We start from the raw sequence: 24,744 nt of genomic DNA, 5'->3' as shown, positions 1-24,744 counted from the left end.
GTCGAATCTGCCGAAGCGCTCCCGGTGGTGGTCAGCCGCCATGGCGGGGTGTTCGGGCAAGACAGAGGAAACACGCATGCTCGGCTATGCCGTCCGGCGATTGCTGTGGGCGATTCCCACCCTGGTATTCGTCTCCTTCATCGCCTTCATGATCATCCAGCTGCCGCCAGGCGATTTCGTCTCGGCCTATGCTGCGCAGCTGCGCAGCGGCGGTGAATACATCACCGAGCTGCAGGAAGAGCTGATGCGGCAGCAATACGGATTGAATGATCCGATCCTGGTGCAGTACTGGCGCTGGATCTCGAACATCGTCTTCTACGGCGACTTCGGTCGATCGCTCGAGTGGAACGCACCGGTCAGCGACCTCATCTGGGACCGGCTCGGCCTGACGCTGGCGATCTCGACGCTCAGCATGATCTTCACCTGGATGATCGCCATCCCTGTCGGCGTATATTCCGCCACCCGGCAATATTCCGTCTTCGACTATGTCTTCACCGTCTTCGGCTTCCTGGGCAAGGGTATCCCCGATTTCCTGCTCGCCCTTGTGCTTATGTGGATGACCTTCGTCTGGCTCAACATGGATGTCGGCGGGCTTGTTTCGCCGGAATTCCAGGATCGACCCTGGGATGTCGACAAGTTCGTCAACATGCTCACGCATATCTGGATTCCGCTCGTGGTGCTTGCCACGGGAGGTGCTGCTGGTCTCATTCGTGTCATGCGCGCCAACATGCTCGACGAGTTGCGCAAACCTTATGTCGAGACCGCCTATGCGCAAGGGTTCAGCGAGCGGACCGTGGTCTGGCGTTATCCGGTGCGTGTTGCGCTCAACCCCTTCATCTCCACCGTTGGCTGGGCGCTGCCCGCGCTGTTCTCGGGCGATGTCATCACGGCCGTCGTGCTCAACCTGCCGACGACGGGACCGCTGCTGCTTCAGGCGCTCAAGATGCAGGACATGTATCTCGCCGGCAGTTTCATTCTCATCCTCAGCGTCTTCACCGTCATCGGCACGGTGCTCTCCGACATCCTGCTCGCGATGTCGGACCCGCGTATCCGGTTTTCGTGAGGCCCCATGAACGACCTCCCCAATCTCGCACCCCACATGTTGGCACCACGCCTGCCCCCTCTCGCACCGAAGGAGGAGTTTCGCGACGAAACCCTCTACACCGCAAAGCCCTGGACATTGGTCTGGTGGCGGTTCCGAAAGCACAAGCTTGCGGTGGTCTCGCTCGTCTTCATGACGATCCTGACGGTGCTGGCGATTTTCGCGCATTTCTTCACGCCCTATGCACCTTTCACAATCAATCGCCTGAATACGCTTGCACCGCCAAGCGACGTGCGGATCGTTCACGAAGGCGAACTCCGCCGCCCCTTTGTCTATGCGATGAAGAGAACGCGTGATCTCGAAACGGCGCGTGTCATGTATGTGGAAGACACGAGCAAGCCGCTCCCCATCCGCTTCTTCGTCGAGGGAGAGCCCTACAGCTTGTTCGGTCTGGTCGAGACGCGCCTGCGGTTTTTCGGCGTTGATGATCGGCGCCAGCAGATCAATCTGCTTGGCACGGATTCGCTCGGCCGTGACCTCTACAGCCGCCTTATCCATGGTGCCCGTGTCACCCTGTCGGCTGGTCTGGTCGGGGTTGCCTTCGCTTTCGTCCTCGGATTGAGCCTTGGCGCGATCTCCGGTTACTATGGCGGGCGGATCGACTCCTCGATCCAGAGACTGATGGAGTTCATCCGGTCGATCCCGACCATCCCGCTCTGGATGGGGCTTGCCGCAGCCTTGCCGATCGCCTGGGATCCGATCTTCGTCTATGTGCTGATCACGCTCATCCTGTCGCTCATCGGCTGGACCCATCTCGCGCGGGTTGTGCGCGGGCGGTTTCTGTCGCTGAAGACCGAGGACTATGTGCTCGCGGCTCGGCTCGCAGGTGCCTCCGAATACCGGATCGTCACGCGCCACATGCTGCCGGCCATGACCAGCTACATCATCGCCGCCCTGACACTGGCTATCCCCGAAATGATCCTCGGCGAAACGGCGCTCAGTTTCCTTGGGCTTGGTCTGCGTCCACCCGTCGTCAGCTGGGGTGTGCTCCTGCAGGATGCGCAAAATCTGCGATCGATCTCCATGGCGCCCTGGCTGCTGGCGCCCGGCGTGGCCGTGGTGCTGGTGGTCCTAGCGTTCAACTTCATTGGTGATGGCCTGCGTGATGCGGCCGACCCCTATGGACAATGAGGAGGTCGTCCGATGAAGTCCATCAACAACGGAAATCCGGCACCGATGCCAGCGGAACGACTGCTCGAGCTCGACAATGTCGGGGTGCATTTTCCGACGCGCGACGGTCTCGTGAAGGCGGTCAACGGCGTTTCCTATCACGTCAACCGAGGCGAAGTGCTCGGCATTGTCGGCGAGAGCGGATCGGGCAAGTCGGTTACGGCGCGGTCGATCATGCGGCTCCAGCCACGCAATGCGATCAACGCCCATGGCTCGATCCGCTTCCGCCGCAGTGATGGCACCGAAGTCCGGATTTCCGATCTCGACTGGCAGGGCCGAGAAATGCGCGAGATCCGCGGCGGCAATATCGGCATGGTGTTCCAGGAGCCGATGACGGCGCTTTCTCCGGTGCATACGATCGGCACGCAGATCATGCGGACGGTCATGCTGCACAGGAAGGTCTCAAAGGCAGAGGCCAGGAACCAGGCGATCGAATTGCTCACTCGCGTCCAGATGCCGCGGCCGAGCGACATTGTCGATCGCTATCCGCATCATCTGTCCGGTGGCATGCGTCAGCGGGCGATGATCGCGCTTGCGCTTTCCTGTGATCCCACTTTGCTGATCGCCGACGAGCCGACCACAGCGCTCGACGTGACGACGGAGGCGCAGATCCTCGAGCTGCTGAAATCGCTGCAGGAGGATCTCGGCATGGCGATCGTCTTCATCACCCACAATTTTGGCGTTGTGGCCGATATCGCCGACCGTGTCGCGGTGATGTATCTCGGCCGTGTCGTGGAAACCGGGACGGTGGACGAGATCTTCTACGAGCCCAAGCACCCCTACACGCAAGCGCTTCTCCAATCGATCCCGCGTCTGGGCCGCAGCCATGGAAACCGGCTGCGCACCATCGCCGGTGTGGTGCCGGACCCCTACAATGTGCCCCGGGGCTGTTCCTTCCATCCGCGCTGTCTGCACGGCGTTGCCGGGGTCTGTGACGTGGCGGTTCCAGACGATGTTTCATTCGCCAGCGGCCAGAAGGCCCGCTGCCACTTTGCGGGCCAGATCGTCCCAGCGAAAGAGTTTGCCTGATGCAGATGCCTCACCAAGAGACCCTGGACAAGGACACGCTGATTTCGGTTCGCGGGGTCAAGAAGTACTTTCCGATCTACGAGGGTTGGCGCCGCCGCGAGGTCGCCACGGTCAAGGCTGTCGACGACATCAGTTTCGACATCCGGAAGGGCGAGACCTTTGGCCTTGTCGGCGAAAGCGGCTCGGGAAAATCCTCGATCGCAAGGCTGATCCTCAGGGCCTATGACCTCACAGATGGCGAGATCCTGTTTCGCAGGGAGAGTGGCGAGGTGGTCGACCTCACCCGTCTCGGCGATCGCGAAATGCGGTCGATCCGGCGGGAGATGCAGATGATCTTCCAGGATCCTTATTCCTCGCTCAATCCCCGTATGCGCCTGCTTGACCTCGTGGGAGAGCCGCTTGTCATTCATGGCATGGGAACGCCCGCCGAGATCAAGGATCGGGTCGCCGAACTGCTCGGGCTCGTCGGGCTTCGACCGGAATACATCATGCGCTATCCGCATGCGTTCTCCGGCGGTCAGCGCCAGCGCATCGGGATTGCACGTGCGCTGGCCCTCAACCCGAGTTTCATCGCCGCCGACGAGGCCGTTTCGGCCCTCGACGTGTCTGTCGCCGCGCAGAACATCAATCTGATGCAGGACCTGCAGGAAAAGCTGGGCCTGACCTATCTGTTCATCACGCATGATCTGGGCATGGTCGAGCATATCTCGGATCGGGTCGGCGTCATGTATCTCGGTCGGTTGATGGAGGTCGGCCCGACGGACGAGATGTTCGAGAAGCCGTTGCATCCCTACACAGAGGCACTTCTGGCGGCCGTGCCGCAGCCCGATCCGCGCGGCAATCGCGCCCGCAAGCGGGTTCCCCTGAAAGGCGAGATCGCGGATGCAATGAATGTGCCCAGCGGCTGCCCGTTTCATCCACGCTGCCCCTATGCCGACGAGGCGTGCCGCAAGGAGACCCCGGCACTGCGAACGCTTGCAGGGGGGCGGCAAGTGCGTTGCCATCATGCCGAAAGCCTCGATCTGACCGGAGTCGGCGTCTGATGAGTGATTGCATTCCTTCCCTGGCCGCATTGCCACCGGTCCCGACGGACAGTCCCGACCATGCTCTTGCGCAGAGGCATCGCCCCAAACTTCTTCTCGACGGCAACGAGCCCTTCGCGCCTGTTGCGATCGGCTATGCGGTTTATCGCGAGCCGGCCAAATCCGTGTCTTCAAAATTCAGGATCAGGCCTGGCAAGGGGAGCGTCATCGAGTACGCGATCTGGTACGACTGGGACATTCAGCACCTCTATGATCTGGAACATGTCTGGGTTCACCTTGATGATGATGGGGTCGTCGTGAGGGTCGAAGCATCCAGGCACGGGACGCGTCTGCCAATGCGGCGATCGGATGGGTCGCTGCCGGTTGAGGAGGGGCGGCCTGTGCTTTTCGTCGAGCCAGGCAAACATGCCCATTGGGCGGATGCCGACGCAATGAGGCGCCAGGCCGGGTTGCTGGTCGATGCCATGTGCGGTGCCTTTGCCGGGGAGGAGGGTATCCATCTCTCCAATCTCTTTTCCGACAAGGGGCTGATCACGGCATCGCGCTACGAAATCAGGCTCGCGCGGCTTCATCTCAAACGCCGTTCGTTCGCTCCGGCGTGGACCTTTGCGCCCGTATCCGATGCTATACAGCCGGTCCTTCTTCCATGGGAGGTTCTCGGCGACTGGATCCCACGACGCTTTGCCTCGCTGACGAGGCGGCTTCCCGGGACAGTGCCGCATCTGGCGGCCGTCCTGCTCGACTGCGGTGATACGCTGGTTGACGAATCCACGGAGGTAAAGTCACCAGGCACTGATGTCGTCTTGTCCGGCAAGCTCATCCCCGGCGCCGATGCCATGCTGCAGGAACTGGCGACTGCGGGTCATCGATTGGCGCTTGTCGCCGATGGGCCGCGGGCCACCTTTGAAAACCTGCTGGGCCAGCACGGATTATGGTCGAGCTTCGAGGCGCATGTGATCTCCGGCGATGTCGGCGAGCTCAAACCGTCCGCACGCATGTTTGCGGCCGCGTTCGAAGCCCTTGGGCTTTCGGGGGATGACCGCGCACGCACGGTGATGGTCGGCAACAATCTTGAGCGTGACATCCTGGGCGCCAACCGCTTCGGCCTCATCAGCGTCTTTCTGGCGTGGTCACTCCGGCGGTCCCATCGCCCGAAAAACCGTCGTGAACGCCCGCGCCTGACCATCCGGCAGATCACGCAGTTGCCTGCACTCCTGGAGAAGATCGAGCTTGCCCTGCCGGCAGCCGCAGTCGAAAGAGGAGGGGATGTCGAATGAAGCACGCTCTTGCGACCGATGCCGATAAGGCATCCAAGGGCTTCCTCGTCGAAACGGGCGAAGCGATCACGGCCTGGGCCATGGGGGAGATCACCCAAACGCTCTATCCCGGGGAGCCGGAACTGGCGGAAGACCGGGTCAATTACCGGTTCGTCAATGGTTTCGTCGATGTCGGTGACCTACCGTGCCGCTTGGCACTCTGGAAGCATGTGGCGGCGCGGACCGTGGCGTTGACGGCCGACTTTCCGATCAGCGCCCTTTACCTTCCCGGGTTCAACCGGCGGGTCGAGTTTTCCGGCTTCTGGCACCGTCCGACCCTGTTGGCGCGCTGGCTGCGGACACGGATTGTGCCGCCGGTATCCGGTCGCTATCGCCTTCGGCTTGCCACGTGTGGCGGTGTCCACCTTTGGGTGGACGGCGCGCTGGCCGCAAAGTTCGAGCCCTTTCGGCGCAACAAGGAAAGCGTGACGGAGATCGAGCTGTGGCTTGAGGCCGGTGGCAGCGAAATCGTTGTCCTTGCCGAGGAACTCGCCGAGCGTGACGCACTTTGGTATTTCGAGCTGACCGTTCTCGACGCGGTGCCACTGCGTATCGAATTGCCGGTCGACGTTTCTGTCGAAACGATCGAGGTTTTGAAGGCGCTGGCGAGGGATGTTCGGCCAAGCCCGATGCATGTGCGCGATGGCGAGCTTGTTCTCGAATTCGGAACTCCTGCTTCTGTCGACGTGGAGATCCGGGCACAGATCCTGCCCAGTGTTCACATGCGTGGCAAGCCTCCGCTTCTCGATGCGCGTGCGGTATTGAGCGCTGGTGAACGGCGGGTCACCCTTGAGGGTGTGTGGACCTTGCCGGATGCCTATCACGCTCTGGACCTTACGTTGTCGGTCGGGGAGACTCGGGTCGAACGGCAGATCGCCTTTGCCAGGTTTCGAGATCCACCGCGCGACATGCGGCATCTGCCCCTGGCGCAACGAAAGGCGATTGCGCTCGAATACATGGCCGAACATGGCGAACTGCGCGCTGGGCGCGCCGTGGCCGCGCTAGCCCATGGTTTGCCCGTCGGTGCGACGTTCCGGGAGATTGTCGACAACACGCTTGCTGCGATCGACGAGCGGCGGGACTGCTCGGATTTCGTCATGGTGCCGCTCCTCTGGGCAGCCGCTTGCTATGCTGCTCAGATACCCGGAGACATCATGGCGAAAATCGAGCACAGCATTCTCGGCTATCGCTATTGGGTGGATGAACCCGGAAACGATGTCATGTGGTTCTGGAGCGAGAACCATGTCCTCTGCTTCCATGTTTCGCAGTATCTGGCCGGTCGTCTGTATCCGGACCATCGCTTTGAATGCTCTGGTCGTCTCGGCGCGGCGCAGGCGGACCTCGCGTGCGATCGTCTGATGCACTGGTTCGATTCCGTCGAGGTTCACGGTCTGGCGGAGTGGAATTCTGCAGCCTACTACCCGATCGACTTTATCGGCCTGCTTGCGCTGGAACATCTTGGCCAGGGCGCTGTCCGCGATCGTGCGCGGACGCTGCTCGATCGCCTCTTCGTCATGATCGGGCTGCATACGCTGGCGGGTGTCCCGGCCGGAACCATGGGGCGCGCCTATGACAAGGAATTGCGGGCGGGGCCACTGACGGAGCTTGCCCCCTTCGCCACAGTTGGCTTCGGTGAGGGATGGCTCAACGATGGTGTTGCTGCGTTGCCGATGTTGGCGGCCGGCGACTACAGCCCGCCTGTTGCCGCAGCGGAAGTGGTCACGCCACCCGCAGGCGAGGCAATCACCGCCCATTATGTCCAGGGCCACGACGAGGCGGCAAGGCTCGTTCTCTACAAGACGGCGGCGGTGCAGCTTTCGTCGACCATGGACGGGAAGCCCGGCGGTCGCGGGCATCAGCAGCACATTCTCGACATCAGGTTCGCAGCCCATCCGCTGGCGAGGGCCTGGGTCAATCATCCCGGCGAGGACGACCCCTGGGGACACCAACGCCCCTCCTACTGGGCAGGCAACGGCTCGATGCCGCGGGCGGCACAGTTCCAGAACTCGGCTTTGCTTCTCTACGATCTCGGGGTGGATGCGCGACTTCCCTTCACGCATGGCTATGTCGAGTGCCAGGCCTTCGACGAAGTCGTCCTGGAGAACAACTGGATCATGCTCAGGAGCGGGGCGGGGCTCGCTGCGCTCACGGCGACCCGCACGATCGTGCCGGTCGACACCGGGCCGTGCGCCGGGATCGAGTTCCGGGCAGAGGGGACGAACTCGGCCTGGTATGTGGTCGTCGCTGATGCAGCCGATGCCGGCAATCTGCAGAGCTTTCGAAACCTGCTCGCCCAAACCCGGGTGGAACTGTCCGACGACGGTCGACGGGTTTCTGTCCGGCAGCCCCAAGGGCCTTCTCTCGTACTCGACTGGCTCGATGGTCTCTCTGTCGACGGCCAGCCTCACCTTTTCCCGAACAGAAGCATCGATCCGATGATCCAACGGATCGATGCGGCTTCCTTCTAGTCTCCCAAGTCAGGATTTTCGCGCATGTTGTTTCCCGCTCCCGAAGTTCTTTCAGAAGCCCTTTCGCGCGTCGCCGTCGGCCTGGCCAGGCTGAAGGGCATCAACGAAACCGCCGACCTTTCGGACAGTGGTTATGACATCCAGTTCGATGAATGGGACTGGGAGGTTGGTGTCGGCATCTATGGTCTCCTGCGCCATGCCGAGGCAATCCAGGACCGCTCGCTGATCGATGCGATCGCGCGTTGGTATGACTGGCAGATCGGGCGCGGTCTGCCGCCGCGGCAGGTGAACTCCAGCTCGCCGATGCTGCCGCTCTGCGTGCTGATCGACCATGTCGACCGTCCCGACTGGGAAGAACTGGTTCGAGACTGGGCGGACTGGCTCGTCACGTCGCTGGCGAAAACCGAGGACGGTGGTTTCCAGCATGTCGTCAAGGAGCGCATGAACGACGGCGAATTGTGGGACGACACGCTGTTCATGACCTGCCTTTTCCTGGCTCGGGCGGGGCAGCGTTTCGGTCGACAGGACTGGATCGAAGAGGCTTTCTACCAGTTCATGGTGCATGAGCGCTTTCTCGCCGATCCGGTCACCGGCCTTTGGTATCACGGATGGACCTTCCACGGACGACACAACTTCGCCAAGGCCTTCTGGGCGCGGGGCAATTCCTGGATCACCGTCGCAATCCCGGAACTCTTCGGTCTCGTCGAGCACGTGCCGGCGCATCTCAAGCGGCACCTTGTGCATATCCTAGGAGGGCAATTGCGGACCCTGGCCGCCCATCAGCGTGACAACGGCATGTTCAACACGCTGGTCTGCGATCCCACCTCGCCCGAGGAGACCTCTGCGACGGCAGCCATCGCCTATGGCATCCTGCGCGGCATGGATCTCGGTATCGTCGACGAAAGCTACCGTCCGGTTGCCGAGCGTGCGCTGGCTGCCGTTCTCTCGAGGATCGACGGAAGCGGCATCGTGTTGCAGGTTTCAGATGGTACACCGATGGGCCACACCCTCGAATTCTATCGCCAGATACCGAACGTTCCGGCACCTTACGGGCAAGCCCTGGTCATGCTGCTTCTTGTGCGCGCGATGAGCGAAGCGTCGCAGGCTGGAGGGCGTGGGAGCGGGCGCGACAACTGAGATCTCTGCCGCCCGGCGCGGGGCCGGAAGCACCTTGAAACGTGCATGGAAGATCATAAAGTCGGTCGAGCAGTGGTCATCATGTGATGGCTGACAGCAGATGGCCGGAGGTCTGATCCTGAACGCGATTTGGAATGCTCGCCGCCTTATGTCATTTCGCCGCGCGGTCTGCGCATGACGTCTGCCGATCTCTTCGCAGTCGACATCTGGACCTGGTCGCTCGACGACTGGGGGAGCAACGAGATGAGCGCGCTTCAGATCTTGTCGGGCGACGAGAAGGAGCGGGCCTCCCGCTTCGTGAAGCCGCAGGACGCCCGGCGTTATATGGGCGGTCGGGCCGCGATGCGGAGTATTCTCGGCCAATATGTCGGTTCGGCTCCCGCAGCACTTTCCTTCTCCTACAATGCCCAGGGAAAACCGGAGCTTGCCGCGCCGGGTCAGGGCCCGGTTCGGTTCAATCTGAGCCATAGTGCCGGGCAGGCTGTTCTGGCCGTGTCGCGCGGCTTTGAACTCGGTGTCGATATCGAAGAAGTCCGGACGTTCGGGGAGGATGTTGCAGGGCATTTCTTTTCGAAGGCGGAGTGTGCCCAACTGCAGACCTTGCCGCCGGGCGACCGGACTCTGGCCTTCTTTCGTGGTTGGACGCGCAAGGAGGCCTTCGTCAAGGCGACCGGTCTCGGACTGTCGCTGGCGCTCGACAGTTTTGATGTCTCGCTCATTGATGACCAGCAGCCCATGCTGCGGCGAGTGGATCCATCGATCGGAAGCATTGAGGACTGGGTTCTGCTCGGCCTTGATGTGCCCAGCGGCTTTTGTGGCGCTGTTGCCGTCCTGTCACGCGGCGCAAGGGTGGAACTTCGCTACCGCGGTGATCCCGGCAATTGGCCGGGCAAGACGTCGATGATGTAGCGTCCCGCTGCTGCGTCCAGATGGTGGCAGGCCATCAGACCGGGCGTAAAATCCGGTTCTATGGTGCGAAGGCACCGCTCGCGATAGGTTTCCAGATCGAGTTGCTCGATCTCCATGATGTTCAGGCCATAGCCATAGATGCCATGTTCGTTGCGCTGGGATGGTCGGAACAGCTTTCCGGCATGCTCGAACGGCCGACCGCCATTGCGGGCGACCGAACTGCCGATGACGACGGGATTGTGCCGATGCGGAACGACGCGCTTCAGATCCGGGCCATCCACCTCGAAGAGATGCAATTCGCTGCAGTGATCCTCATAGGCATGAAAATCCGAGATATTGGTGAACAGCCACCACCGGTCGCGGAAAAGCGTCAGGGTGCTATCGGCTGACGAGAGGCCTTCGAGGGCAGTTGAATGCAACTCCCAGCGCAGGGGAAACTCGGTACAGCGCCATATTTCCAGACGTCGTGCCTGATTGGTTTCCGGCATCATGAACAGTTGTCCGTCATGGCGGAAGACGAACGGGAAAGAGAGGTGATGGTCGCATTTCAAGGCAATCCCCAGCCTTTCCAGCGTGTTGCCGATTAGGCGTCCGACAGCGATATGCGCCTTGGTTTGGCCAGGCTCCAGGGCCTCGTAGAAAACGTAGGTCTGCCCTTCATGCTCGACAAGGAACGGATCTGCCCGGATCTCGTCGCCGAGCGCGGTGACCGGCACGGCGGTCCGTGGGTCGAAATCCTGCGGCTGCCCCTCTCCGACATAGAGAGCCCAGGCAGCTGCATCTTTGCCCAGCTTGGCCTGCACGGCCTCCACCGCGCGGGCGAACAGGTTCCTCGAGAGGGTTGCGGCATAGCGCGCCAGTTGCCGACCGGTTGGCGGGCTGGGTGCGGCTTTCCTCTCCGGGCGGGGGGAAGCCAGCTCCATCCCGCCGGTATCTGCCAGGCAGCGCAGTTCCCGCATCAGCAGGGTCACAGCGCGCTCCTTGATGAAGTCGCCGTTGCGGACCGCGCTGAACTTCGTGTTGAAGGCTGCCGTAGCCAGAATGCAGTCCGTTGCCGCCCCGTCTCGTCGGACCTCGATATGCATCTCCGTCACCGGGCTTCGTTCGATAACTCCGGCATAGCCGAACCAGTCTGCGCCAGCGGAAGCATGCCGTGAGAAGGAGAAATGCCACTCGCCGAAACGCAGGTCGGCGATTGCCGGTTCGTTCAATCCCCCGTCCGACAGGCAGAGGACAAGATCGAGCTTCTGGCCGCTACCACCCGAGACGCGCGAGTGGACCGGCTCGAATGGGAGGTCGGCAAGAGAGAAGTGCTTTGGGTGATAGCTGGGCTGGCGGCCAAGGGTCGACCGTTCCAGCCGAAAGGCCAGCTGCAGGAGCTTGGACGCCTTGCCGCGATCTGCGGGCGCCGGGCTCACCAGGATGGACGCGAGGCAGAACCGGCTGTCTTCCAGGATCCGATCTATGATCCTGAGCTGCCAATTCTCCAGATGATCCGGCCGGTCGACAAGGACACCGATCCGCAGAACGGTTGCTGGTGGCGACCGTGTGCCCGTCTTGCCAGCCTTGGTGACCAAGCTGTCCATGTCACCGACGCTCGCCAAAGAGGCCGTCTTCGATGGACGTTGCCAGCGTCCGGGCACCGCCGGAGCCAAGCGCTTCCTCGTGCCAGCCTGCCAGATCAATGACCTTGGTTATCGCAATCTCTGCAGGCTGCCACCCGAACGAAATTCCCTTCGCCCAGAGAGAATTTGCCTCGCTCCTGAACAGCATCAATGAACTGCTCGGCTGAGGGTGATAGGATTGCGCGGCTCTCAGGAGAAAATCGATGACGCGTGTGGTTGTCGTTTCATCGGCGGTTGGAGTGGCCGAACGGATGCCGAGCCTTTTCAACATCCAGCGTGTCGCCTTAAATTCCTTCAAGAATGCCAGGGGCTTGATCCGGCCTCTCAGCAGTTTGCGCACCAGATAGCGTGCACGATCGAGCCTTCGTCCGAACTTCCAGAGACGTCGGCGGAACTGCGTGACCGGCAGGGAATAGCCAGGCGCCCAGGAATCGATCATCGCCGTGAAGACCACGTCGACGCCGGCTGCCTGCAACTGTGCGGCAACTTCCAGAGCCAGGACGCCGTTCACACACAATCCGACCAGCGCCACGCCCCCCTTCCGGGCGTCGACCTGCATGGCCTCGACGACCTGAGCCGCGATCTGTTCGAGAGGCATATTTGCCGACGTTTCCTCGACCGTCGCTCCGAACATGTTTACGTTATAGACGGAGATCCGATCATCCAGGGTATTGGCGAGCCGGTGGTAGTGAAACGGATGGTTCAGTGTGTAGACGGAATAGGGCCCGGTTCCGGTCTTGTACCGCGTGATTTTCCAGGGATTGGTGACCTGGACCGGAGCGTTCGCCGCCGTAGCCATCAGGCTGCGGAAAACGAACTCGCTGAAACCTTCCAGCGTCGGGTCCTTGAAAAGCTGAGCGAGGTCCGGTTTGACGCCGAAACTGTCCCGAACGCGCGACAGCATCCGGATCGCAGCCAGTGAGTGGCCGCCCAGAGCGAAGAAGTTGTCTTTCGGTGCAACCTGGCTCAGTTCGAGCACATCGGCCCAGATCTTTCCCATGCGCTGTGCGATCTCGGCAGCGCTGGCGATGGCTGTTGCTGCCGGCAAACCGGTCCTCAGGTTGTGAGGCGTGGGTGACGGGCCGTTTTCGTCAATGCTCAGGGAGGATTGATTGGCCCCGGCCGCCGGTTCCGCCAAGTCGATCGGTGACATCAGCGGCACGAGCGGCGCTGTCGGATCGTTGAGCGCCTGATCATAGACATCCTGCCAGAGCTGCAGCAATCGCTCCATCGTGCTCTTCTCGAACAGATCGGTATTGTACTCGATCGACATGCGCCAGCCAGATGGCCTCCCAACCAGGCTGAAACTGATGTCGTAAATCGCGCCGGGCGATTGCGAAGGCGCACTGATCAGTTCGAAGTCGCCATAGCGACGGTCTTCCAGAAAGGCCTTTGACTGGTTGAAGTTTACCGACACCAACGGGTTCCGCGAGGGATCGCGGACCGGGTTGATCAACTCCACAAGTTTGTTGAAGGGCATGTGCTGGTGATTGACCGCCGACAGAACGGAATCGGCAGACTGGCGAAGATGCTCTTCGAACGAGGCCTGCGGATTTACGGGCAGACGCATCACGAGATTGTTGATGAAGACGCCGATCATCGGTTCCAGATCCGATTGCTCCCGCCCCGCGATCTGGGTGTCAAACAGAATGTCCGTGGCACCGGTAAAGCGATGCAGGACGGCGCTGATCACCGAAGCGCCATAGGCATAGAGGGAAACGCGGTGGTCGCGTGCGGCCTGCTCAAGACGGGTGCCGAAATCCTGGGGCTTCAACACAGCGATGATATTGCTGCTGGTTGTCCTGAATGTTGGACGCGGGTGATCGGTCGGCACCTCGAAATAGGGGGCGTCCTTCAGCCTGTTCCTCCAGAAGTCGGCTTCGGACCCGAAGCCGTAACCCGCCATGTATTCCTGTTGCCAGAGGGCAAAGTCACCGTATTGCAGAGGTAGTTCCGGCAGTTCGGCCGTCCGTCCGGCATCGATGGCCGACGCGATCTCTCCCAGCTCGCGACCGAGAACCCGGATCGACCAACCGTCGAAACAGATATGATGGACGGTTATGAGAATGAAGGCCCTGTTGTTCTCGACCATCAGAAGGGTGACGCGAAAGAGACCTCCGCGTGCGAGGTCGAAGGGAGCCGAGGCGGTCTCTTCGCCGATCGAGAGGATCCGCTGCTCGCGCTGTCCCGCCGGCATGTTTCGCAGGTCGATGACCGACATCTTGAAGTCGACCGCATCGAGCACCTGTTGCCACGGGTTTCCGTTTCGCTCGACAAAGCGGGTTCGCAGGATCTCGTGGCGCTGGATAATCTTGCGGAAGGCGGCTTCGATCGTCGAGGATCTGAATGCTCCCCGGAGCTCCCATCGGACGGCGACGTTGAGGGACGGGTTTCCAGGCTGCAACTGGTCCAGCACCCAGAACCGCAGCTGGGTCTGGGTGCATGGAAACTCGGCGATCACATCGGGGTCGGTCCGCGAGAGCCCGGCGGGATGATCGGGTTGGTTCATGACAGGCTCTCGATCCGGCGACGGGCGCCATTGCGGAAGCTTGCAAGAGAGGGAACCTGGTAAGGTTCAACGGCAGCAGCGGGCGAGGTGCCTTCCAGCTCTTCCGCATAGGCGGCCAGTTCCGCGATGGAGGGATGGCGAAGCAGATGTTTGGCCTCAAGTGGAAGTCCGGCATCGAGCATCCGGGCCGCAATGCGGAAGATCATCAGAGAGTCGGCTCCAATCGCATAGAGATTGTCGTCCACACCAAGCGTCTCGACATCGAGGACGCTCTTCCAGATGGACCACAGTTTTTCTTCCAAGGCTGTCCGAGGCTTGGTCTTGGCAACCTGTTCCACCGGTCCGCGGCGGATGTCGCGAGAGGCGAGTGCCTTGCGGTCGAGCTTTCCGTTGCCGGTCTGGGGAAGCTCCGTCTCCAGCGCCCAGACGGTTGGAACCATATAGGCTGGTAACCGGGCGCGGGCTGCCTTGGCAAGCTCTGCGCTATCGGCGCCCGGCGTCCCCGGTTCGGCGACGAAGTAGCAGACCAGGACCGTTTCGCCCTTGCCGTTGCGTGCTCCGACGACAGCGCACTGACGCAAGCCCTTCACCTGGGAGATCACCGTTTCGATGTCGCCGAGTTCGATCCGGAAGCCCCGCAGCTTGACCTGGTTGTCGCGCCGACCGAGCAGTTGCAGCGAACCGTCAGCCATACGCTTACCCAGATCACCTGTTCTGTAGAGGCGTTGCGCCAGGCCGTTGCCGATGTCCCTGACGACAAAGGCGGCCTCTGTCAGATCGGGGCGATCAAAATAGCCCTCGGCGAGGCCATGACCTCCGATGCAGAGTTCGCCTGTAACGCCAGGTGGAACCAAACGGCCATCCGCGTCGACAATATGAAGCTGGGTATTGGCGATCGGGTGGCCAATCGTGATCGGCGCATTCGGGTCCGCAATGTGCGCAACCGAAGACCATATGGTGGTTTCGGTCGGGCCATACATGTTCCAGAGTTCGCCCTGCATGCTCGAAAGGGTCTGTGCCAGCGCCTTTGGCAGTGCTTCCCCGCCGCAGAGCTTCTTGAGTGGCCTGTTGCCATCCAGACCTGCCTCCACCAGCATTTGCCAAAGCGTAGGTGTCGCCTGGAGTACCGTTGCTCCGCTCCGATCGATCAGCCGGACCAGCGCAAAGCCGTCCTCGACTTCGCTGCGGTCGGCGATCACGATGCTGCCACCGGCGATGAGAGGAAGATAGAGTTCCAGCCCGGCGATGTCGAAGGACACCGTCGTGACTGCCACCAGCACATCGCGGTCTGTAAAGCCGGGCTCCTTCGCCATGGACTGCAGGAAGTTGGTAAGGGCGCGGTGCGATATGGCGACACCCTTCGGCGTGCCGGTCGAGCCCGACGTGAAGATCACATAGGCGCTACTCCCCGTGTCCGTCGGCAATTCTGCCAATGCGTTACCGGACAGCGTCGCCATGATGTCGCCGATCCTGTCGAGACGGACCGTTGTCATGCCCGGGCCTGCCAATGCTGCGCCATGATCGCTGTCGCATACCAGGACTGAGGGGCGCGCCGTCGCCAGCGTTTCACGCAAGCGAGGTTCCGGATGGCCCGGGTCGAGCGGGACATAGGCATGGCCGGCCTTCATGATCCCGAGCAAGGCGACGAGCATGTCGATCGAACGGTCGACCAACAGGGCCACCCGTTCGCCCGGGCGCGGCAGGATGGTGCGCAGGTGGCGGGCGAACTGGTTGGAGCGATGCTCGAGCTGACCATAGGTGATGGTCTGCCCGGCATGGCGTGCGGCGATGGATTGCGGAATCGCCCGCGCCTTTTCAGAGAAAAGCGAAAAAGCGAACTGATCACGGTCATAATCGGTCTCTGTCCGGTTCAAATCTCGCGCCAACCAGTCCCTCTCGCTCGGCGACAGCAGCGGGATCTGGGCGATGGATTGCTGCATGTCTTCGGCCAGCGCGGTGACCAGGGTCATCAGGTGACCGATCCACCTATCCACTGTCGAGCGGTCCAGAACGTCTGCATTGTAGTCCACGTCGATCCGGATGCCGTCTGCGCTCTCGATCATGTTGAGGAACATGTCGAAGTTCGAAAACTGCTTCGGGTTCGGCACGATCCTGGCCTGCAGTCCGGCAAACTCGGCATCGGCTGCTACCCGTTCCAGGTTGAACTGGATCCCTGTCAGGGGAAGTCGCCGCGGATCGCGTTTGACGCCAAGCGTCTTCACCAGAGTTCCGTAAGTATAGTCCTGATGCTCGAAGGCCTGAAGGACAAGCTGCTGCGTCCGCTTCAGATGATCCTCGAATGACGTCAGGGGATCGACGGTCTGGCGCAGAGGCAAGAGATTGACGCAATGGCCGACGAGGATCCTGTCCTCGACGAGGCTCTGTCCGGCCGATGGCACGGCGATGACAACGTCCTTCTGGTCCGAGAGCCGTGCCAGCATCACCTGCAGGGCGGCCAGCATCGTCGAGAACAGGGTTGCGCCGATGCGGGCGCCGCGCTTCTTGATGTGCCTGCAGGTCTCGGTCGGAATCATGGCCGTGCAGGTTCCCCCGGCAAATGTTCGCCGGTCCGGGTAAGGCCTGTCGAAGGGCATGTCTGCCGGCTCGGGCAGATCCTTGAACTGCTCCTGCCAGAAGCGCGCCGTATCACGGCTGACATCCGCACTCGGGGCATGGTTGGTGGCATAGTCTGCGAAGGACATGGCCGGTTCGAGCGATATCGTTTCGCCTTTCAGAAGGGCGGAATAGGTCGCCGCCAATTCACTGATGATCACGTTCAGAGACCAGCCGTCGCAGATGATGTGGTGCGCTGTAAACACAAACACGTGGCGGTCACTGGCCATGCGCACGAGCCGCGCCCTCGCGAGCGGGCCGCTGACGAGGTCGAACGGTATCGTCGCCTCCCGTTCGATCAGCTCTTCCAGCGCGCCTTGCGGGTCTTGCTCTGTGCTGATGTCCACTCGGTCGAGCGGCAGGACGAAGTCTGGAATGAAGCCAAACCGTGCGCCATTGCGGTCGAAGCGGATGTGCAGGGCGTCATGACGGTCCACCACCATCTTCAATGCGGTGAGGAACGCCGCCTCATCGAGAGGTCCGTCCAGCGACAATGCCAGGGACTCATTGAAGGAGCAGGATGCTTCGTCACCCGCCTGCGCGGCGAGCCAGACTTCGGACTGTGCCTCCGTCAATGCGGCGCTCTCAGGTCTTTCGGCCTTGGTGAGCATGGTCTGCTTGCCCATCACCAGCGACGGGGCCAGTTCGCTCCCGCCCTTCGGCGCGAGAATGCCGACGCATTGCAGGGCATCGATGGCATCGCGGAAGGCGCGGGCAATCGTCTTGAAGTCCTCCTCGCTGTGCGCCGTGGTGAGGAAGCAGGGGTAGCCGTCCTGAATGTGGATCCCGTTCATCCGCAGATAGGGGTAGAGCAAGCCGCCCAAGGGGTCCTGGCTGGTGAAGTCGGTGACGAACCAGCTCTTGTAGCCGCGGAGACATGGCGGGATCCCCCGCTTGGCGAGTTCCGCATTGATCTCCTCGACCAGCGCCTCTGTCCTGTTGGCGACGCGGCTGTAGAGCGCTGCACCATCGCCCGCGATATGATGGAGCACGGCCCGCGCTGCGGCGAGCACCACGGGATGGCGCACGAACGTCCCGGCAAAGAAGGTCGGCACCACGCTCGGCACGGACTCGTCACCGAAATCCCAATGCCCTCCGTCAAGCGCGTCCATGAACCGGCTTGTACCGGCGAGAACCCCGATCGGCATGCCGCCGCCGACGACCTTGCCGTAGGTGGCCATGTCGCCGCGAATGCCCCAGATGGCCTGCATGCCGCCCGGATCGACGCGGAAACCGGTCACAACTTCATCGAAGACGAGGGCACATTCGGCAGCCGTGGTAATCTCGCGGAGTTCGCGGACAAACTCCCGTGGACGCAGTTCCGGGTGCCGGCTCTGGATCGGTTCGATGATGACTGCGGCCAGATCCGGCGCGTTGGCGCGAATCCAGTCGAGGCTTTCGGGTGCTCCATAGGGCAGAACCACCATGTTGCCGACGGAACCGGATGGAATGCCGGCCGCGATCGGCAGAGCGACCGGTTCCCTGGTGCGGGCCCGGCCCTTCACCAGAACTTCATCGAACTGGCCGTGATAATCATTGGCGAAGACGACGATGCGGTCACGACCGGTGACCGCACGAGCAAGGCGCATCGCGGCCATCACGGCTTCGGAGCCGGTGTTGCAGAAGGTGACGCGTTCGTGGCCGATCATGGTGCCGATCATTTCGGCGACTTCGCCGGCCAGCGGTGTCTGCGGGCCGATGGCAAATCCGGCGTCCATCTGCTCCTTCATCGCCTCGACGACGAAGTCGGGTGCATGCCCGAACGCCGTCTGGCCGAAGCCATTGACCAGATCGATGTATTCATGGCCATCGACATCCCAGATCCGCGCGCCCTTTGAGCGGTCGCAGACGACCGGAAAGATCATTTCCTTCCATTCCGCACGAAACCCGGAGGCCGTTCGCGGGTCTGCCAGACGGGCCCGATGCGCTTGCGTATACGCCTTCGACCCCTTGTTCCGATTGGAATAGGCCAGGATCAGGTCATTGATGAAGGCTTCCTTATCCGGGGTCAGTTCTGTTGCCGCCGATCTGCCTCCCTGCTGATAGTGGCGATACCGATCGCCTCCAATCTCCACGGCGTTCTCACTGGCTGAAATCGTCGCTGGCTTGTCGTTAAGTGCTGCGGCGGGCGTGGGCTGGCTTGCCGGTGTCGCCTGCACTGCATGGATCACGGGCGTGGGGATGGTCTGGGCTGTGCCTTGGAGCAGTTGAAGCTGCTGCGAAAACAGGGTCTGCGCCAGGGCGAGCTGAGATTGCAGGACAGACTGGAGGCTGCCATCGACGACGCCGGCATGCGCGACGGCGGGCAGGGTTGCGGAACTCGGTTGCGCCTGAGGCTGAATTGCCGGCATCGCTGCCGAAAAACCGATCGCTGGAGATGGCACGGTCGCCGCAGCCTGCTGCACGGGCGCCACTGCCGCAACCGGTGCCGCGACGGGTTCTGGCGGCAACTTCATGTCGAGATATTGGGCGAGAGCCGCAATCGATGGAATGTTGCTCAAAAGTTCGCGGAACGAGATCTTCACGCCATATTGCTTGTCGATCTTCTGGGCAAACTGACCGATGAACAGGGAGTCGAAGCCGAGTTCGAGAAAGCTGTCGCTCCTGTTGCTGGCGTCGATCGGTTCGCCCGACATGTCGCCCAAAAGCGTCAGGAGAGACGTCTCCAATCCCGCCTGACGATCCGGGATGGTGATGGAACTGATGGCGTTCATGGTCTCCACCTCACTTTTCACAATGTATTCACTCTTGTTTGTCTCTGGCTGCGCCGGCATGGGGGCGGGCCTTGCCGCAGATGCTCGTCGAACCGACGCTGGCGCGTCGATCCAATGCCGCTGGCGCTGAAATGGATAGGTTGGTAGCGGGAGCACCCGCTGGTCGTCGTCGGGTAGGGCGGGCCAGGGCAGATTGCTTCCCGCCATCCATAGCCGGCCGTGGGCCTGCGCCAGAAAGCGCTGCGCTGCCTGGCCGTTGTCGTGTTCCGGAAGCGATTGCACGATGGCACCAACTTCGCCTCGTCCGATCGTCTGGGCTGCGAAGACCGAAAGGGTCCTGCCGGGCCCGACCTCCAGCAGCACCGGGCTTTGATCCCGGCACAGCGTTTCCAGACCTTCGGCGAAACGCACTGGCTCACGGCAATGTCTTGACCAGTAGTCCGGCGAGGATCCAAGCTCGTCATTCTGCCAACCACCGGTGACACAGGATACATAGGGAACTGTCGCGCGCCCGTATGTCACCTTGGTTGCAACATCGCGCAGTGCGTCGATGCAGGGCTCCATCATGGCAGAATGAAACGCATGGGACGTCTGAAGGCGGCTGGACGCGATTCCTGCCTTCTCAAGGACTGAGCGGAGAGCCTCTATGTCGTCGGTCGGCCCTGATGCGACACACAGCTTGGGGGCATTGATGGCCGCAATCTCGGCCTGTCCCGTCAGAAATTCCCGCAAGGTCTCTGGCGCCGCGCGAACGGAAAGCATTGCCCCGGGCGCCTGATCCTGCATCAGCTGACCACGTGTGGCCACCAGTGTCAGCGCATCTTCAAAGGAAATCACATTGGCGAGCGTTGCGGCGACGAATTCGCCCACGCTGTGACCAATCATGGCATCCGGCCTCAGGCCGCGGCTCATCCAGAGCTGGGCCAGCGCATACTCGACCAGATAGAGGCAGGGCTGGGCTATCCGCGTCTCGCGCTGCTCGGCTGTCATGGCTGCACTTACGGGGCCGCTGTGGCAGATGTAGTCGCGCACATCGATCCGGAAGCGGAGCTTCAGCAGCTCCGTCCCACGGTCGATCCAACGGGCGAATTCCGGTTCGCTGCGATAGAGCTCGGCACCCATCCCGACATATTGTGAGCCCTGTCCGGGAAACATGAAGACGATCGGCGGTGGTCTGTCTTCTGCAACGCTCGAAACGAAGCTGTCGGCCCGGAGCTGCGCCACTGCATCGGTGACCGTTGAAGCCGCGATCGCCGTGCGCAACCTGAAATCGGAGCGGCCCTGCTGAAGGGTCCGCGCCACCTTCCGCAGCGATACATCGCCGTTCGCCTCCAGGTAGCCGGCAAGATTGCCGCGCATTTCGACCAGGGCCGCCTGCGTCCGTGCAGAGAGAGGCAAAACGATCGGGCCGTGCTCATCAACCCTTTCCTCCTGCCGTGCCGGCGCCTCTTCCAACACGACGTGAATGTTCGTTCCGCCAACACCGAATGCGCTCACACCCGCCCGTCTCGGGGTCTGGCCCGAAGGCCAGTCCATCGCTTCGCGCGGAATGTAGAAGCGTGTCTCCCCCAGCTTGATGCGCGGATTGGGCGCCGCATAATTCGGCATGGGGGGAATCTTGCGGTGATGGAGCGCCATCGTTGCCTTGATCAGGCCTGCCACGCCGGCTGCGGCATCGAGATGACCGATATTTCCCTTGAGAGAGCCCAGCGCGCAGGTTTCCCTCTGGTCGTGCGCGTCGCTGAAAGCGCTTGCCAGGCCGGCGAACTCGATCGGATCGCCGAGCGGCGTCGCCGTGCCGTGGCATTCGATGTAGCCGATGGTCGCCGGTTCGATACCCGCATGCGCCATCGCGGCACTGATGGCCTCTGCCTGTCCATCCTCACTTGGGGCGGTGAAGCCGATCTTGTCGGATCCGTCGTTGTTGACGCCATAGCCGCGGATCACCGAATAGATCTGGTCGCCGTCCCGGATCGCATCCTCAAGCCGCTTGAGCAGAACGACGCCTGCACCGCTGCCGAAGACCGTTCCAGACGCGTCCGCGTCGAAGGGGCGGCAGATCCCGTCGCGGGAAACCATGCCGCCTTCCTGATACATGTAGCCGCGTTTTTGGGGGATCGTCACCGAGACGCCGCCGGCCAGTGCCATGTCGCAACTATAGGTGAGAAGGTTCTGGCACGCCTGGGAAACGGCCAGCAATGACGTCGAGCAAGCCGATTGCAGCGTAAAGGCCGGTCCTTTGAGGTTGAGCTTATAGGCCACCCGGGTCGACAGGGCGTCGCCGATGGAGCCGATCAACTGGCTGTAGCAGCCGATCTGGTAGTTCGAGGTGACCTCTTCGACGGCGGCACGATCGGCCATCACGTTGTTGAGCAGATAGGTGGGCATCGAGCAACCGGCGAAAACGCCGACGATGCCGGGCGCGCGATAGGGATCGTATCCTGCGATCTCCAGAGCCTCCCAGCAGAGCTCCAGGAAGATGCGATGCTGGGGGTCCGTCAGCGCCGCCTCGCGCGCGAACATGCCAAAGAATTCCGCATCGAACCGGTCGGCATCGGGCAGGTGCGGTCGGCACGCGACGTAGTCCGGTGAGGCCCGTTCCTCGTCAGTGAATGAATCCTCGATCTCATCGGCGGAGAAAACCTGAAACGCATTGCCCCCGCGTTCAACCAGGCGCCAGAGCTCGGCCACGCTCGGCGCACCTGGAAATCTGCCCGAAAGTCCAACGATTGCAATGCCGTCCGGCAGCGGTTCGCTGTGTGCCAGCGCATCGCTCAAGCCTGTATCGATGGGCCTATCATTCTCTCTCATGGAGTAGTCCGCCGAAACTGCGACATGGTCCTGCGTTGGGAGGCGGCACGCGGATCTGCCGTGGTGGATCGCGTCGTGGGCGAGCCTCCCCCATCCAGAAACCGCGCCATGCCTTGAACCGTCGGATGCTTGAAGAGGGCCAGAACCTCACAGCGCTGCCCGAGTTCTATTTCCAGTCCCGCATGGACCCGCATCAACTGAAGGGAGGTTCCTCCGAGGTCAAAGAAGTTCCGGTCTGCAGGTATGGCATCGAGCCCCAGGGCCTCGCGCCAGAGGCGGGTGAGGATTTCCTCGCTGCGACTTTGCGGCGCGGCCTGCTTCACATCTTCGATTGGCGGCATGGGGAGTTTGGAACGGTCGATCTTTCCGGCCCGGGTCAGGGGGAATTCGGCAAGGACGATCGCTGCGCTCGGGATCATGTAGGCTGGCAGCGTGTTGCGCAGACGCTCCATGACGGCGGGAACCAGATTGGGGTTGGTCAGATCCTGGGGATCGCGCGGCCGCAGATAGGCGATGATCCTCTTGATGCCGCTAGGCTCCCTGCATTCCACGACCGCTTCGAGCAGCCGCGGGTGACTGCGCAGCGTCGCCTCGATTTCCTCAAGCTCGACCCGCTTGCCGTTGATCTTGACCTGACGGTCCTTGCGCCCCCTGAAATGGAAGAGCCCCCGCTCATCAAGCAGCCCAAGGTCTCCGGTCAGATAGCAGCGCAGCGGACCTTCATCGGTCTCGATGGTCACGAAGCGTTCGCTGGTCAGGTCGGGACGGTTGAAATATCCGAGGGCCAAGCCTTCCCCGGCGATGACGATCTGTCCCTCCATCCCCGGCGGCAGGACATTCATTTCCTCGTCGAGCAGAAGGACCTGCGTGTGGGAGATCGCCTGTCCGATCGGCAGCTCAGTTGCCGTGAAATCCTTCGGTACAGTGAAGGTCGTGGCGATGCAGGCCGCCTCGGTCGGGCCGTAGACATTCGTCAGAGCGCAGTGCGGGTAGGCCGAAAGAAAGCGGCGTACATGCGCTGCGGACGCGACTTCGCCTCCAAAGATGGCATGACGCAGTGTAGGCAGGTGGACGTCTGCATGATCGGCGAAGAGATTGAAGAGGCCCGTGGTGAAGTTGACGATCGTCACATCGTGGGTCCGGATCAGATCATGCATGTCCGTCAGCGAAAAATTCGCCTTCGGCATGATCACGAGCGTGCTGCCGTTCAGAAGGGTGCCCCAAACATCAACGGTCGAGGCGTCGAAGGATATGGTTGTGGAATGCAGCACGATGTCGCCGGGACGAAACTCGATGAAGTTCTGGTCCAGCACCAATCTGGTGATGCCTCGGTGCGGCACGGCCACTCCCTTCGGGCGGCCGGTCGAGCCGGAGGTGTACATCACATAGGCGAGGTCCGTTCCGGCCAGCATCGGCAGCCGATCGGCGTTGCCGGGTTCAAGTTGCGCGAGCAGGCGCGGCAGATCCACCACACTGCCGGCGACGGGAGCGAGCGCCGAGAGATCGATGCCCTGTTCCGCATCCGCCAGGATGACCTTGGGGTTGCACTCTGCCAGAACATAATGAAGGTGGTCCGTCGGATAGGCAGGGTCCAGGGGCAGATAGGCCGCGCCTGCCTTGAGGATGGCAAGCTTCGCGACGACCGTCGTCAAGGCCCTCGGCACGAGGAGGCATACGATATCCCCTTTTTCGACGCCTCGCGCCATCAGATAGCCCGCCAGCGCGTCCGACAACTGGTCGAGTTCACGATAGGTGAGACGGGCGTCGCCACATATCACGGCGATCGCATCGGGACGCGAGGACGCGTGCTGCCTGACGATTTCGGGAACGCCCAGCGAGCCATCGTAGCGCGGGCCGACGCTTCGATTTCCCCCCTTGTCGAAATCTGCACCCTTCACATGCTGGATACCCATCATCGGCTTTCCCTGCTTCAACGCTTCTGTCCGACCCGAACGCGGAACCTCAGGCCTGCACATGTCGGCAAGGCTTCAAACGCGGCCTTTTCCACGACGCCAGAATTTCACGCGTACGTGAAATGGAAAGTTGGTCATTGGGGTGAGAGCGGACGGTCTTCGGCTTCCCGGTCTAATCCATTTGGGTAGGCGTGCAGCCTATCGGTGCCTTGTCTATCGCCTCCGCCAACTGGCGGCGCGGACCGGCAATGATCAGAGGGACGGGGCCTCGGGACGATTTCAACGTATGGAGATTGCTGTTGTCAGGGATTGCGAGGGCAATGAACCACCTTCAGTTTGCCACGCCGCTTTTAAGGTCGGCCTCACAGCGGAGAAAGATGGCGGA

At 61.8% G+C, this 24,744-nt stretch carries 12 protein-coding genes; 8 read left to right on the top strand and 4 right to left on the bottom strand.

Going from position 1 to position 24,744, the window contains the following annotated elements; genetic code table 11:
* The first annotated feature begins 76 nt into the window (after positions 1–76).
* The 8 genes from J2045_RS02675 to J2045_RS02640 all read left to right on the top strand — a co-directional run bounded on the left by J2045_RS02675 (position 77) and on the right by J2045_RS02640 (position 10,174).
* Positions 77–1,063: an ABC transporter permease gene (locus J2045_RS02675; protein ID WP_307369105.1), complete on the top strand. Its 987-nt coding sequence runs from the start codon at positions 77–79 to the stop codon at positions 1,061–1,063.
* Positions 1,064–1,069: 6 nt separating this feature from the next.
* Positions 1,070–2,233, top strand: coding sequence for an ABC transporter permease (locus tag J2045_RS02670; protein ID WP_307369102.1), 1,164 nt, complete (start codon positions 1,070–1,072; stop codon positions 2,231–2,233).
* Between the two features lie 12 nt (positions 2,234–2,245).
* On the top strand, positions 2,246–3,301 hold the full coding sequence (locus J2045_RS02665) for an ABC transporter ATP-binding protein (RefSeq protein ID WP_307369099.1): 1,056 nt from the start codon (positions 2,246–2,248) through the stop codon (positions 3,299–3,301).
* On the top strand, positions 3,301–4,344 hold the full coding sequence (locus J2045_RS02660; RefSeq protein WP_307369096.1) for an ABC transporter ATP-binding protein: 1,044 nt from the start codon (positions 3,301–3,303) through the stop codon (positions 4,342–4,344). Before J2045_RS02665 ends, J2045_RS02660 begins: the two co-directional genes overlap by 1 nt.
* The gene (locus tag J2045_RS02655) at positions 4,344–5,621 is read left to right on the top strand and encodes an HAD family hydrolase (RefSeq protein WP_307369094.1); all 1,278 of its coding nucleotides are present in this window, start codon (positions 4,344–4,346) and stop codon (positions 5,619–5,621) included. Before J2045_RS02660 ends, J2045_RS02655 begins: the two co-directional genes overlap by 1 nt.
* Positions 5,618–8,128 carry a PA14 domain-containing protein gene (locus J2045_RS02650; protein WP_307369092.1) on the top strand — a complete coding sequence of 837 codons (2,511 nt, stop codon included), beginning with the start codon at positions 5,618–5,620 and terminating at the stop codon, positions 8,126–8,128. Before J2045_RS02655 ends, J2045_RS02650 begins: the two co-directional genes overlap by 4 nt.
* Positions 8,129–8,152: 24 nt before the next feature.
* A complete protein-coding gene (gene bglB, locus J2045_RS02645) occupies positions 8,153–9,265 on the top strand; it encodes a beta-galactosidase BglB (protein ID WP_166599036.1) in 1,113 nt (370 codons plus the stop codon).
* A 174-nt stretch (positions 9,266–9,439) separates the two neighbouring features.
* The gene (locus J2045_RS02640; protein ID WP_307369089.1) at positions 9,440–10,174 is read left to right on the top strand and encodes a 4'-phosphopantetheinyl transferase family protein; all 735 of its coding nucleotides are present in this window, start codon (positions 9,440–9,442) and stop codon (positions 10,172–10,174) included.
* Here J2045_RS02640 and J2045_RS02635 read toward each other — a convergent pair.
* From J2045_RS02635 to J2045_RS02620, 4 genes are read right to left on the bottom strand one after another with little or no spacing between them, the layout of a single operon-like run.
* Entirely contained in the window at positions 10,126–11,760 is a 1,635-nt protein-coding gene (locus J2045_RS02635) for a glucosamine inositolphosphorylceramide transferase family protein (protein WP_307369086.1), read from the bottom strand. The genes J2045_RS02640 and J2045_RS02635 overlap by 49 nt on opposite strands.
* Position 11,761: 1 nt before the next feature.
* A complete protein-coding gene (locus J2045_RS02630) occupies positions 11,762–14,308 on the bottom strand; it encodes a condensation domain-containing protein (RefSeq protein ID WP_307369083.1) in 2,547 nt (848 codons plus the stop codon).
* Complete coding sequence (locus tag J2045_RS02625; RefSeq protein WP_307369080.1) at positions 14,305–22,446, bottom strand: non-ribosomal peptide synthetase/type I polyketide synthase; 8,142 nt, start codon at positions 22,444–22,446, stop codon at positions 14,305–14,307. The genes J2045_RS02630 and J2045_RS02625 overlap by 4 nt, the downstream gene beginning before the upstream one ends.
* Complete coding sequence (locus tag J2045_RS02620) at positions 22,443–24,362, bottom strand: non-ribosomal peptide synthetase (RefSeq protein WP_307369077.1); 1,920 nt, start codon at positions 24,360–24,362, stop codon at positions 22,443–22,445. The genes J2045_RS02625 and J2045_RS02620 overlap by 4 nt, the downstream gene beginning before the upstream one ends.
* Between the last annotated feature and the right edge of the window lie 382 nt (positions 24,363–24,744).

Source organism: Peteryoungia aggregata LMG 23059, from assembly GCF_030814435.1.
Classification (GTDB): domain Bacteria; phylum Pseudomonadota; class Alphaproteobacteria; order Rhizobiales; family Rhizobiaceae; genus Allorhizobium; species Allorhizobium aggregatum.
This window is presented reverse-complemented; position numbering and strand designations above follow the sequence as displayed.